The 12167-nt window shown below is 62.2% G+C and carries 10 protein-coding genes and 4 pseudogenes; 9 read left to right on the plus strand and 5 right to left on the minus strand.

What is annotated here, in order from left to right:
* Positions 1-25: 25 nt before the first annotated feature.
* The 3 genes from G4G00_RS11990 to G4G00_RS12000 are packed head-to-tail and all read right to left on the minus strand — an operon-like array spanning position 26 to position 3569.
* Positions 26-508 carry a MaoC/PaaZ C-terminal domain-containing protein gene (locus G4G00_RS11990; protein WP_108751878.1) on the minus strand — a complete coding sequence of 161 codons (483 nt, stop codon included), beginning with the start codon at positions 506-508 and terminating at the stop codon, positions 26-28.
* Positions 505-1383 carry an alpha/beta hydrolase gene (locus G4G00_RS11995; RefSeq protein ID WP_108751877.1) on the minus strand — a complete coding sequence of 293 codons (879 nt, stop codon included), beginning with the start codon at positions 1381-1383 and terminating at the stop codon, positions 505-507. The genes G4G00_RS11990 and G4G00_RS11995 overlap by 4 nt, the downstream gene beginning before the upstream one ends.
* Positions 1384-1394: 11 nt before the next feature.
* Positions 1395-3569, minus strand: coding sequence for a TonB-dependent receptor (locus G4G00_RS12000; RefSeq protein WP_108751876.1), 2175 nt, complete (start codon positions 3567-3569; stop codon positions 1395-1397).
* Between the two features lie 192 nt (positions 3570-3761).
* Here G4G00_RS12000 and G4G00_RS12005 point away from each other — a divergent pair, with 192 nt between their 5' ends.
* From G4G00_RS12005 to G4G00_RS12045, 9 genes and pseudogenes are all read left to right on the plus strand, one after another.
* Positions 3762-4766, plus strand: a complete 1005-nt coding sequence (locus G4G00_RS12005; protein WP_164273757.1) for a PHB depolymerase family esterase — start codon at positions 3762-3764, stop codon at positions 4764-4766.
* Between the two features lie 485 nt (positions 4767-5251).
* Positions 5252-5398 (plus strand): annotated as a pseudogene (locus G4G00_RS21990) (head completion/stabilization protein); the annotation flags it as partial.
* On the plus strand, positions 5398-5613 hold the full coding sequence (locus G4G00_RS12015) for a tail protein X (protein ID WP_164273760.1): 216 nt from the start codon (positions 5398-5400) through the stop codon (positions 5611-5613). The pseudogene G4G00_RS21990 and the gene G4G00_RS12015, both read left to right, overlap by 1 nt.
* A 2-nt stretch (positions 5614-5615) precedes the next feature.
* Positions 5616-5969, plus strand: coding sequence for a putative holin (locus G4G00_RS12020; RefSeq protein ID WP_164273763.1), 354 nt, complete (start codon positions 5616-5618; stop codon positions 5967-5969).
* Positions 5962-6237: a phage holin family protein gene (locus G4G00_RS12025; RefSeq protein WP_164273766.1), complete on the plus strand. Its 276-nt coding sequence runs from the start codon at positions 5962-5964 to the stop codon at positions 6235-6237. The genes G4G00_RS12020 and G4G00_RS12025 overlap by 8 nt, the downstream gene beginning before the upstream one ends.
* Positions 6238-6474: 237 nt before the next feature.
* Positions 6475-7017, plus strand: a pseudogene (locus G4G00_RS12030) (phage virion morphogenesis protein).
* A gap of 52 nt (positions 7018-7069) precedes the next feature.
* Positions 7070-7921 (plus strand): hypothetical protein, encoded by an 852-nt coding sequence (locus G4G00_RS12035; RefSeq protein WP_164273769.1) that lies wholly within the window; start codon positions 7070-7072, stop codon positions 7919-7921.
* 196 nt (positions 7922-8117) lie between these two features.
* A complete protein-coding gene (locus G4G00_RS12040) occupies positions 8118-8408 on the plus strand; it encodes a hypothetical protein (RefSeq protein WP_164273772.1) in 291 nt (96 codons plus the stop codon).
* Positions 8409-8687: 279 nt separating this feature from the next.
* The gene (locus G4G00_RS12045) at positions 8688-9029 is read left to right on the plus strand and encodes a hypothetical protein (RefSeq protein ID WP_164273775.1); all 342 of its coding nucleotides are present in this window, start codon (positions 8688-8690) and stop codon (positions 9027-9029) included.
* Between the two features lie 1488 nt (positions 9030-10517).
* Here the strand turns inward: G4G00_RS12045 and G4G00_RS12050 are convergent.
* Both G4G00_RS12050 and G4G00_RS21995 read right to left on the minus strand, forming a co-directional pair.
* Positions 10518-10975: pseudogene (locus tag G4G00_RS12050) on the minus strand (BLUF domain-containing protein).
* A gap of 543 nt (positions 10976-11518) precedes the next feature.
* Positions 11519-12157: pseudogene (locus G4G00_RS21995) on the minus strand (Presumed portal vertex protein); the annotation flags it as partial.
* Positions 12158-12167 lie beyond the last annotated feature (10 nt).

A 12167-nucleotide genomic window follows, 5' to 3' on the forward strand; every position in this document is an offset into this window, starting at 1 on the left:
CCGTGGCGCCGTGCAGCGGCCCGCGCTAGGCGGCGACCACCACCAGCGACAGCTGTTCGGCCACCACGGCCACCTGCCCGCCCGGTACCACTTCCACGGTCTTGTGCTGGGTCAGCAGCCACTGGCCGGGCTGCCTCGGTTCCAGGCTGACCAGCCGCGAGCGCACCTGCACCTCGCTGGCGCTGGGCACCGGGGCCAGGAAGCGCACCTTGTTCAAGCCGTAGTTCAGCACGTGGGCGATGCCGGCAAAGCCGGCCAGCGCGGCCACATCGTCTTCCACGGTCAACGCCAGCAGCAGGAAGCCATGGGCGATGGTCTGCCCACCCGGCAGGTCGCGGCGGACGCGCTGCGGATCGACGTGGATCCAGTTGTGGTCGCCGGTGGCATCGGCGAAGGCATCAATGCGGGCCTGGTCGATGCGCCTGGGTGGGCCCAGGCGCTCGCTGGCGGCCCAGCGCCACAGATCCTGCAGGGCCACCGGCAAGGCCTCGGCATGGGCGGTGGTCACCGCACACGCTCCAGCAGAGCCAGGATCGCATCGCGCGCCTCGGGCTCGTTCAACATCGGTGCGTGGCCGACTGCCGGCACTTCCACCAGACGGGCCTGGTCGGAAGTGGCCACCATCTGCCGCGCCACATCAGCCGGCAGGATGTCCGACAGCGCGCCACGCACAACCAGCACCGGCACGCGCGACGTCAGCCCACGTACCGCCCGCCACAGCACCGGGCGCAGCAGCCACAGCAGCCACGGCCGGGTGGTACGGATCACCGCCGGGTCGTAGTCCAGTTCCAGCAGGCCGTCGTCACGCACGCGGAAGGTGCGCTGCGCCATCGCCCGCCAATCGTCGCTGCCGTAGCGCGGGAACGCGGCCTTGCCGATCGATTCCACGTACGCGGTGGCCTGGGCCAGGTCCATGGCTGGCAGCGGCTTGCCGGCGTACTTGCCGATCCGCGCCAGCGCTTCGCGTGGCACCTTCGGGCCGGCATCGTTCAGTACGGCTGCTGCCACGCGCTCTGGTGCGCGCGAAGCCACGGTAAGGGTGACCAGCACGCCCAGCGAGGTGCCGATGAACACCGCCTTGTCGATGCCCTGCGTGCGCAGCAGCGCCACCATGTCGTCGGCGTAGGTGCGCGCGTTGTAGCTGGCCGGATCGGCGGCGCGCTGCGAACCGGCGCGCCCGCGCAGGTCCACCGCCAGCACGCGCCAGCCGGCCGCCGACAACGAAGCGGCCAGCGCATCGAAGTCGGCCGCGTTGCGGGTCAGGCCTGGAATGCAGACCACGGTGCCGCGTGGCGCGGCCCCGGTGGCCGGTGCATGGTCGCGCGCGTGCAGGCGCAGGCCATCGTCACTGTTCCAGTACAGATCCTGGTAAGACGGCGTCATGCAGTTCACTCCTAGAAATCGTAACGGACGCTCAGACTGTACTGCCGCGGCGGGCCATAGAAGCCAATGAGCGTACCGACCGCCGGAATGTTGTAGCCGGTGGTGCGGTATTCCTTGTCGGTCAGGTTGGTACCCTGCAGCGAGAACGTCCAGGCATCATCCAGCCGCCAGATGACACCGGCATTGACCAGCCCGTAGCCGTCCTGGCGGATCACCGGGCTCAGGTCGGTGGTCGGCCACACCTCGCTCTGGTAGCTGTAGGTCACCCGCGCGGACAGATTGCCGCCGTTGGCCAGATCGGTGCGGTATTCCACGTTCACCGCACCGGAGAAATCCGGAGCGTTGGTGAACTTCATCTGGTCGGCCACGTTGACGCCGCGGTCCATGTACTCGTCGTACTGGGTGTCCAGCCAGGCCAGGTTGCCGGAAATCAGCCAGTGCTGGGTGGGCAGGTACTGGTACTCGATTTCCAGGCCGTTCACCGTGCCCTTGCCGGCGTTGGTGAAGTCACCGAAGAAGCCATCGGCCACGCCATCGCCGTTGGTGTCGATGCCGGTGAACACCGACAGCTGGATGTCCTTGTACTTGTTGTGGAACGCCGACAGGTTCAGGAACAGGCGCTGGGCGAAGAAGCCCATCTTGCTGCCGATCTCGAAGCTGTCCACGGTTTCATCGTCGAACGGCTCGGCCGAGCGCGGCACCGCCACCGCATTGGCGCGGATGTTGTAGCCGCCGGATTTGAAACCGCGCGTGGCCAGGCCATAGACCATCACGTCCGGGGTGATCTGGTAGTCCAGCGAGACCTTGGGCGAGACGTTGCTGAAGTTGGTCTTCTTGTCGAAGTCGGCGGTGACCGCCACCGGCCGGCTGAAGCCAGGATCGGCATACAGGCGGTTGAGCACGATCGCGCGCTTGTCCTCGTCGGTGTAGCGCGCGCCCAGGTCAAGCTTCAGCTTGTTGGTCAGGTCGAAGGTCCAGTCGGCATACAGGGCGATGCTGTCGGTCAGCACCTTGCCCTGGTTGTCGGCGAACTGCGCACTGAAATAGTTGTTCTGGATCTGGCCACCGGCCTCGCCGCTGAACTGATACAGGCCGACCACGCCGCGCACGCGGCCGCCGGCATCGTAGTTCAACTGCAGTTCGTTGCTGATCTGGTCGTCGTGGTAGGTACCGCTCACGTCGGCCAGCTTCACCGGCGTGGTATCGAAATCGACGTTGCCATCGCTGTCCGATTCGCGCTTGGCCACCACGTACTTCAGCGCAACGTCCTCGCTGGGCCGCCAGTTCACCGTGGCCGACGCACCCTTGCTTTCCACGTTGTTGAGGTTGCGCATGCCCGAGCGGATGTCGTAGCGGCTGTCCATCGGCTGGAACGCCGGCAGGAACGGGTTGGGCGCCAGCATCTTCGAACCGCGCATGCCGGATTTGTCGTCGATCCAGTCCAGCGCGAACTGCACATCGAAATCATCGCCGGCGTAGGCACCCAGGTTGAAGCGCGCCGCGTTGATCTGCTTGTCGCTGACCGGCTGGCCGTTGAAGGTGTTTTCGCCGAAACCATCCTGGTTCATGCTGGCCACTGCCACGCGCGCGCGCAGGCCGCTGTCGGCGCCGCCGATCGGGCCGCCGATGGCCGCCTTGGCGTCCAGCTGGCTGTAGTTGCCCACGGTGATCTGTGCGAAGCCTTCGCTCTGGGTGGGCAGGCCACGCGAGATGTACTTGATCGCGCCGCCGATGGTGTTCTTGCCGTACAGCGTGCCCTGCGGGCCGCGCAGAACTTCGATGCGCGAGACGTCGAACACGTCCAGCAGCGCACCCTGCGGGCGAGCGATGTAGACATCGTCCAGGTAGATGCCCACGCCCGGGTCGGCGCCCCAGGTGGGATCGGACTGGCCGACGCCGCGGATGTACGCGGTGACCGTGCTGCTGGCGCCGCGCGCCGCGTAGATGGTCAGGTTGGGCACCTGCGCGTCCAGATCGCTGATGTCCTGCACGTTCATCTTGTCCAGCGCTTCGGAAGTGAACGCGGTGACGGCCACCGGCACTTCCTGCAGGGTCTCTTCGCGCTTGCGCGCGGTGACCATGATGCTGTCCAGGTTGGTGGCGGTGGCCGCCTTGCCCGCGCTGGGCGCAGGCTCTGCCGCCTGCTGGGCCAGTACCGGCCCGGACACCACCAGCGCGCCGATCATCAGGCTCAAACAATTCCGTTTCATTCGCTCCTCCCCAGTGCCACGCGGGTGGCCCACGCCGCCCATCGTGCCAAGGCTAGCGGTGCGGCCGGGGCCCGGCGAGTGGACCTAGGTCCAGTCGGCAGCCCGGGCCGGATCGGGATACTGGGCGCGCCGTCACCGGCGGCCATCGCGCACGCACCAGGAGCTGGCATGAACGCTGTCATCGATTCGATCCGAGCGGCAGGGCGGGCGTTGTGCCTGTGCCTGGCCATGGGCGCAAGCGCTGCGGCGGCGGGCGCCGAAGGGCATTGGGATGCCGGGGTGTACGGCAACCTGTTTGGCAGCCGCGAGTACCAGGTCTGGGTGCCGGCCGGCTACCAGGCCAGCCAGCCGCTGCCCGTGCTGCTGGTGCTGCACGGCTGCGTGACCGGGCCCAACCTGATGGGCGAGGCATCGGGCTTCAACGAGGTGGCCGACAGCGAGGGCTTCATCGTGGTGTACCCGCGGCAGAACGTGACCGCCAATGGCGGGCGCTGCTGGAACTGGCAGTTGCCGGTGAACCAGGCGCGCGGCAGCGGCGAGGCGTCGATCCTGGCCGGCATTGTGGGCGCGGTGAAATCCGCTTACAGCGTCGACCCGCGCCGGGTGTATGTGACCGGCATTTCCGCCGGCGGAGCGATGACCTCGATCATGCTGGCCTGCTATTCGGATGTGTTCGCCGCCGGTGCGGTGCATGCCGGTGGCATGTACAAGGGCGCGACCACGGTATCGGGCAGCGCCTATGCGCTGCTGGCCGGCAGCATCTACTCACCTGACAGCAACGGGCGGCTGGCATGGCAGTGTTCGGGATCGCCATCGCCGCGACCGCTGCCGGTGCTGGTATTCCATGGCAGCGCCGATACCACGGTGAACCCGGTGAACGGCCAGCAGGCGGTACGCCAGTTCCTGCAGACCAACGATCTGGCCGACGACGGCCTGGACAACGATTCGGTGGGCACCACGCCAACCAGCATTTTCAACGGGCAGGTGCCGGGCGGGCATGCCTATACGGTCTACAGCTACCAGTACGGCGGCCGCACGCTGGTGCAGCACTACGTGGTGCAGGGCATGGGGCATGCGTGGAGCGGCAGCACCTCGGGGCTGCCGTTCACCGATCCGCAGGGACCGGATGCCACGCTGGTTACCTGGTTGTTCCTGAGGGATCAGCAGCGTTGATGAGGCTGGGAGTGGTGCGCTTATCCGAACCAAACCACTGCCACAACAGCCTGATTATTTTAGCTTTTTTTCTAAAGCCGACAGTTCCACACCCCCAAATATACCCCTTCACTAGCTCGATGAATGTGGACAATGACGGACACCCCATCGCTGGAATATGTGATCTAGCTCTGATAACAGCTGCCATGAATCCGTTCGACTGGGCGCCTTCAGGCACCGAACATAGGCACCGTGAGCCCAGCGCCGCGTGAAGGCTGCGACAAATTCGGTTCAACACCGTGCGGGTAGTAGAGACGAGGGAATCTCATTGGCCATGTCTGCGGACTAAGAAGGAGCTTTGCGTGGCCACATGCGCAAGCAACCATCCTATGGAGGATCGATCGATTCGTGGTGGCGCATAGCCATTTCCCGATTGCAGAAAGCCCACCGCATGATGCGCACGGCACCCATCGTCGAAGTGACGATCGCGCCCACCCGGCTGCCACGAGCGCTACTGCTCTTACGATGCCGCCGCCCGAGGCAACCAGCGCGCCGATGATCTGAGCCCCACCATTGATGAGATGCGCCGGGATCTGCGCAACGCCATCAGCGATCTGCTCGGTACCCGCCGGATCACCGTGGAGCTGATCTGATGCGCGTGATGGCCCTGCAAGGTGACACGCTCGATGCGCTGTGTCACCGCCACCTGGGTACCACCGCCCGCATGGTGGAAAAGGCCCTGGCACTCAATTACGGGATCAGCCTGCACGGGCCGATCCTGCCGCTGGGCACCGCCGTGGAGCTTCCCGAGGTGCCGACCCCATCCCCGGGCGCCGTGGCGCGCCCGCTTGTTCAACTCTGGGACTGATGATGACCGAATCCACCTCCACCGGCAGCATGGCCGCCCTGGCCACCGGCGTTGGCTTGGCCTCGCTGCTACCGGGCATCGAGACCGATGCCTTCATTGGCGCCTTCGCTGGCGCCACCCTCTTTGTCGTCTCGGCCAAGGATCTGTCGCTATTCAAGCGCGTGATCTACCTGGCCATCAGCGTGGTGGCCGGCTACCTGGGCGGTACCGAGGTCATGGTCCGCTTCGATGTGGCCTCCAGTGGCCTGGCTGCCTTCCTGTGCGCGGCCACCATCATCACCCTGACCCTGGCCCTGATCGAGCGCAGCCGCAGCGCTAATCCGCGCCACCTGCCGCGTGGAGGCTGCGATGGTTGAACTGCTCACCCCTGCAACCTTGCTGTGCTGCCTGGCTATCTGCGCACGCCTACTGAGCTATCGGCCTGCGCCTGGCGCCCGACACCGCCCGGGCATTGCCTGGGCCGCCTGGCTGCTGATCGCCGCCACCGGCGGTCAGGCCCTGCAGATCCTGCTGCTGGGCGAGCGTGCCCCCGTCAGTGGCTGGCAGCTGATCCTGCTGCTGATCCTGGCAGTGGCCGTGTACCACGCACGTGGCAATCTGGCCCAGCTGTTGGGAGGTCGCTGACATGCTCACCGCTCCCCTACTCGCGCGGATCATGCAGTGCCAGCTGCCACGCGCCCGACGGCCTGGCCGATCACACCGCGCACACCACCCGCGCCCTTGCCGCGCTGAAGGTGCGCTGATGCTGTACCGCGCCCTCACACCGGTCCCCGGTACTGGCCAGTGCTGGCCTCTTCAGCTCCCAGCAGGTGCGCATCAGTGGCGCCAATACTGCGCTAGAAAAGGCCAACGCGGCCTCCGATTGGCCCGTGCGGTGGAGCCGCGCTATGTCGCGCACAGCAACAACGCATTGCGGCCCAGAAGAACGCGGACGGCTCGCTCTACGCGGCCCGTCACCATCCACCCAGTCGTCGCGCCTAGGCCGGACGTATCAAGCGCTGGACGATGTTCGCCAAGATTCACTAGGCGCGCCATCTGCGCGTAAGGGTCAATCCAAACGAAGTCGCGGCCGGCTTTGCCGGGCGCGTCCAGCGGATCGCCATGGTCCACCGGGAAGGCCGTGGCGACAGCGTCCGCAAGGGGGGACCGCGCGCGTCCTATCAGCGGCGTCAGCTGTTGGGATTCACGCCGACCAATGAGCAGTTGATCCGCGATCTGATCCTGGGCCATCTCAACGCACGACAGCGTAAGCAGGCTCGTTACTCAGCGCTGCCGCAGACTCCCACGAGCCATGGAACGCCATTGTCAACGTTCCACGCCTACGCTTTCCACCTCGTCATCGCTGACCTTGAACCAGCCGTGTTCGAGCATCCATCTTTGAACAATCGCTCAACCAGTCCGTGACCAAGTTACACTTCTATTTACCCGACGTATCACTGCTCGAATTCGAGCAGTAATGCAAGCTGCAATTACGGCGTCGTTAAAGGCGAGCTGCCGCCAATTTACATCAATCTCAAACTTATTCGAAATACAAATTCTAAAAAAAATACTAAGAAGAACCGACCCGCCTCGGAGACCCACTGTGCCAACCATACCTGCTGCAACCCAACCGACTTACTACCCCCCCAAGGCCGAAGATGGCCGAGGAGCAGCGCACAATTCAATCGCCAGCACACTGGTTGAGACCCACAACTGGTCTCTCACTCCTCTCGCATCCTATTCACCTAGGACGCTCTGCACTACCCCAGCCTCGGTCTATGCGCCTCAGACAGCCACGCGTCCAAACGATATTAACTTCAATCACATAGTCGGCGAAGGCGGCGAATCCGTGGTCTATGGAAGCCTAGACAGGACAAGCGTTTACAAACGCATGACAACCGGTGGCCGCGCGTCAATACCGCAATTCGCGACGGATGAGTGCTATTACCTTAATCGCTGCCATGGCGAGAATTTTTCAGAATTAATCATCCACGACGGAGACTGCTACATTCGGATGCCCTTTATAGATGGCAAGCCCCTTTCACAGTTGACCGCCCACGACTGTCCCGAAGGGCTCGAGGGAAAATTGAGAGCGGCCATCGATAACATGGAACTCAAGGGCATCTATCATAGCGACCTACAGCTTCAAAACTTCATGTACTCATCAAAAGATGGAAAGATTCATGCCATCGACATACTGTCAATACCCGAAAGCATACCTCGTGACAGTCAGCTGTTTGCCAGCCAGATCTGCACGTACAAAAGAGCGAAAGAAGAGATCTTGATCGCCGCCTCAAATCTCGAGCAGGGGATCGTCCTCCAGACTTAGGAGTAACTATCACAGATCCTCGAACGTGACTCGACGTCAAGTGCAGACTTCATGCAAAACAGTGACTAGTTAGTTCGCGAACTAATCGCGGATCATCTCATAGCGCGATAGCGCAAGTAGGCTCGTTACACAGCGCTGTCGCAGAACTGGCGCGAGCGATGGGACGCTATCGCTAACCCTTCCAGTCCCTGCCCTTGTGTCCACCTTCACCGCCGGTGATCTACGAGCTTTCCGTCCGGATGTGTTCGAGCAGCTCTCCTTCGAGCACTTGCTCGCCCAGTTTATGGCCGAGCAGCACCTCTACCTGCCCGACGTGCTGCTGCTCGAGTCCGAGCGGCCCTACAAATTGCTCCAGGCCAGCACCGACCGCGAGCTGATCCTACGTGAGCAGCTCAACCAGCGTGCCTACGGTCTGCGGCTGGCCTATGATCAGCGTGGCGATCTGAATCACTGGCCGCACCCTTTGGCCTCACCCGACAGCTGCTGACACCGGCCGATCCGATCACCGGTGGGCCGGCTACGAGGACGATACAGCCTTTCGCCGCGCATCCAGCTGGCCCCTGAAGGCGCCTACATCGTCCGTGGCCTTGGCGCAGACGGGCCGAGCGCCTCCAAACATTCCGGGTGGGGAGAGATTTCAAACGGTCGGTTTAACCGATGCTGCGGAGTTCATCTCTCGCGCCATGTACAGCGGCATCGGCACTGCGCTTCAAGGTCTGGCGGAGGGCAATCTCTGGTTAATTGGGGGAATGCCGCCGCAACTTTGATGTCCAGCGAAATGAATGGCTTGGAGTCAGAACTATGTACCGCTCGCGATGTCCTGAAAGAGCGAGACAAGGCTATCGATAGGCTGAAGCATGATCTCTCTGACGAGCGGGACGAAACCTCTCGTCTTTCTCAGATGGTAAAGTTTTCCCGGCAGACCACCACGCTCAATCAGCTCTGCATGACGGTCGCTTCGATTCTAGCCGGTCTTGCGGCGGACGTCTCGAAATCTATTAACACAGAGCTCGCGAAGCTGATTGGCGTCACAGCGCTCGCACTCCTGATCGTTCTCCTGATCGCGCTTAGGGGCCAGTCTGGGGGGCGGGTCGATTCCGTTTCCTGACAACATGCTGTGGCTAGGCAACACGGCCATAGATGCAGCTGACTGGGTCTTCGTTCACACAGTACCAAGCTAGGCGCAGACCAGCACGCTGCCGAACAATCCGAACAAGGTAGTTCCGCTGTACTGGGGAAAGCAACAGACTGTTTTCCAAGCGCCCCACTTGACGCCCGTACTTGTAAAGATTGAGCACGTTCAGTACCCGACCTACTCCTCTTAGTTTGCTAGTCACCAACAACATGGCCACCCAGCACTCGGGCCGTCTTAAGGGCGATCCTCGTTGATGGCAGGCGTTGCTTCGCCCCGGATCTCATGCGCTGACCAGGTTTTTGAGTACGCGCCATCGTACCTGGCTGCGCGCACTTGTCTCCGCGCCACACCTGCGGGCTTCATAGGTTGCTTTTTCCGCACTACCTGCACCCATGCTGGGAACAAGGCTGGTATGGCTCTGGAGGACTCTGGCCAATCGCTCAAATGCCTGCAGAATCCTGCGGCTCGGGGCGATCTGAGTGGGGGCTTGGGCAGCCGAAGTAGCGGTAGGAAGGACAGCGCTTAGAAGAAGTAAGAGCAGTGCGTCCAATAGGGTCCCACAAGAAAAGCTCACTGTTTAGAGTGTTTCAGGAACGCAATGAATTGACGTTCTGTAACAGAAAAGGTGTAGCACACACCTCAGCAGCAGAAGCCCGACCGAACGCTTTGTGGCCCACCGTTCCTGATGGAGTCGACCCGCAGTCGCCGCCGAAATGTTCAACACCAATGTTTGGCATTGATGTTTTTCGGTGTAACGAGTGTACAGGTGTAACGCCCCTCAATTTCTTCCACATATTCAAATAGTTAGGGTGCATATCCGGCACTTGGACATCGCGTATTAACGGTGTAACCGGTGTTACGCCTGGCCTCAGGATCGGTAGCGTTGCAACTGGCTGGGACGCGATGGGTGATGCTCGTCCACCAGGCGATGGCGCGAAGCGCCAGGATCGGTTCAGGCGCTCGATCGGAAGAACCGCGAGCGAGGTTGCATCTGCCTGAGTCGTTCAGCGAAGGAACTGTTAAGCGTGGCGTGGCCGAGTTGATGGATAGCCAACTCGCCCGAGGTGCACGGCCGGGCCTATCTCGGCCCCGTCGCGGCGCCGCTCAGGCGCCCCGAGTTGAGCTGGCATCAGCTGCAGGTTCGTCAGCGGCTGGATCGCCGTATCAGCGAATTGAAACTGTCAGCGGACCTCGTTCGATCGTGCCGCGCCGCCCTAGCTTAGAGCGCGTGCCGCCATCAGTGGCCATAACGGCCCGCGCGTGCCCGCTCGCCACTATTCCGATAGAGGCATCCCGTCCGACTCAGGCAGTGCTCGCGTGCGTCTGGATCCGCGCTATATGCGATGTACTCAAGAGATTGAGCCAGCATCGACAGAAACTGAGACGCCGGATACACCTTAGCCCATTCGGGGAGCGTCCCCTCCAGGCGCCGCAGCAACTCATCAATTTCCGGGTGGGTAGTCATGCGGCGTTTGAATAGGGCACCACCGTCTGGTGAAGCAGATCCATCCCGGTCGCGTGGTCACCGCTCGGAAGTCTGTGCTGGGCGAAGCCTGTCCAGTCGGCGCGCACCAGTACTCTCAATCGCTCCGATTCAACCGGAAGCCAGCGCATTGGCCAAAAAGGCAAACGCCGCTGACCGACAGTTCCTCGCAGCAGTTCCACGACCTCAGAATAGCTCGAGGCACCGAGGACCCGAGGACCCGAGAGTACGCCACCCCAATTCCGTCGTCCGGCCCCTCCAGATACTGGAGGAATCTGGTGCCATCGAATAGTAGGACTCCCGTTACGCCTGCGTCGAGATTGAAGTGCGCGGCGTCGTCCACGATCTGGTCGAGTTTGCTGCTGGCCAGACCGAACTTATCGCCTGCCAGTCGATTACCGGCCTCACTCATATACACAACGGCTCTGATGGGCATGGCGCACCTACCTGCTGAACGCTAACCATATCAAGTCCGGTGGTAAAATTTAGTGACGCAGCCACACAATTGGACAAATAATTCAGTGGCGAGCCAAAGCAAATTGGGGAGGCAATCACAACGCGCAAGCACCCTCCGGCGCATCATGCCTAGAAACTATCGGTGCACAGCGATGCCAGATACAGGCATTTTTTACGTTCTTGACCTTGATGCAACCCGCGACGACAGCGGCTCTCTCCAACGCGTGAACGCCGTCACAGTCCGCTGTAATCATTGCAAGCACATCACCCATTCAAGGATTCCTGAGTTGGAAACCATGCCGGGTGGCACCCTACTGGCGTGCGCGGGATGCGGCGAGCGACAAGCCGTTAGCAACGCCCGGCTCGTGGAGTGTGACCACATCTTGAGTACTGGAAGCCCCCCCCCCCCCCCCCCCCCACACACACACACAGGCCGCCTAACCCCATAGCGGCCGGTTGAGCTCGCCTCACCGTTGGGCATCCGGATCAGTATGAGGACACCGGAATCAGCAGTCCGCCGATTTTACGTGGAAGGGGCGATCTTAAGCGGGGCAAAGGTGATGACGTCCTCGACCACCCACTCGTTGATCATGGCCAAGCGGGATTGTAAGGGAGCGAGCTCAATGGAGGCCCACACGTTGGTCGCGAATCGAACCGAACCCGCCAGCGTTCTGAGGCACGATGCCCAGCAATTGCGGGGAAATCCGCAGCGCAGCAAGCATGTCGTCGCGGGTGACGCGCTTGATACCGGTAAACTCGTCCTTGGCAGCCACATCGCTGATTGGAATCAACTGCAGGCCACCTTTCCTCCCGTTGGGACCGTGCACGAATAGGTTGCGGGAGTTGCCTAGGCCACTGGCTGAGCTCAGCGCTTGGCGCAACTGAGTGATATCAGTTTGCGATATTTGGGCATCGGACAAGTAGAGAATGAATCCGGCGTGGGAGCCGTTGGTGTAGTACTTGCGCCGGAACAAGGTAGCCGATTCATTTAGCAGAGCCGACTGGACCACGGCCGACCATTCGGGAATGCCATAGGTTCCCTGATCGATATCGGTCTCGCGTACCTGGTGGACTTACCGAACGGGAACTCGTGCTCTATTGGTCCGGGGCGGACCGGGTAGAACATTCCTGGGATCACGCCTCTGCGCATGTACTGCGCCATGATCGGCTTG

Origin of the sequence: Stenotrophomonas sp. B1-1, assembly GCF_010894375.1 — a bacterium.
Taxonomy (GTDB): domain Bacteria; phylum Pseudomonadota; class Gammaproteobacteria; order Xanthomonadales; family Xanthomonadaceae; genus Stenotrophomonas.

Excerpts from the sequence above, each read along its gene's own strand:
- G4G00_RS11995 (WP_108751877.1), bottom strand. The coding sequence starts at position 1,383 with ATGACGCCGTCTTACCAGGATCTGTACTGGAACAGTGACGATGGCCTG.
- G4G00_RS12005 (WP_164273757.1), top strand. The coding sequence starts at position 3,762 with ATGAACGCTGTCATCGATTCGATCCGAGCGGCAGGGCGGGCGTTGTGC.
- G4G00_RS12045 (WP_164273775.1), top strand. The coding sequence starts at position 8,688 with ATGTCCAGCGAAATGAATGGCTTGGAGTCAGAACTATGTACCGCTCGC.
- G4G00_RS12000 (WP_108751876.1), bottom strand. The coding sequence starts at position 3,569 with ATGATCGGCGCGCTGGTGGTGTCCGGGCCGGTACTGGCCCAGCAGGCG.
- G4G00_RS12035 (WP_164273769.1), top strand. The coding sequence starts at position 7,070 with ATGCAAGCTGCAATTACGGCGTCGTTAAAGGCGAGCTGCCGCCAATTT.
- G4G00_RS12020 (WP_164273763.1), top strand. The coding sequence starts at position 5,616 with ATGACCGAATCCACCTCCACCGGCAGCATGGCCGCCCTGGCCACCGGC.
- G4G00_RS12015 (WP_164273760.1), top strand. The coding sequence starts at position 5,398 with ATGCGCGTGATGGCCCTGCAAGGTGACACGCTCGATGCGCTGTGTCAC.
- G4G00_RS12025 (WP_164273766.1), top strand. The coding sequence starts at position 5,962 with ATGGTTGAACTGCTCACCCCTGCAACCTTGCTGTGCTGCCTGGCTATC.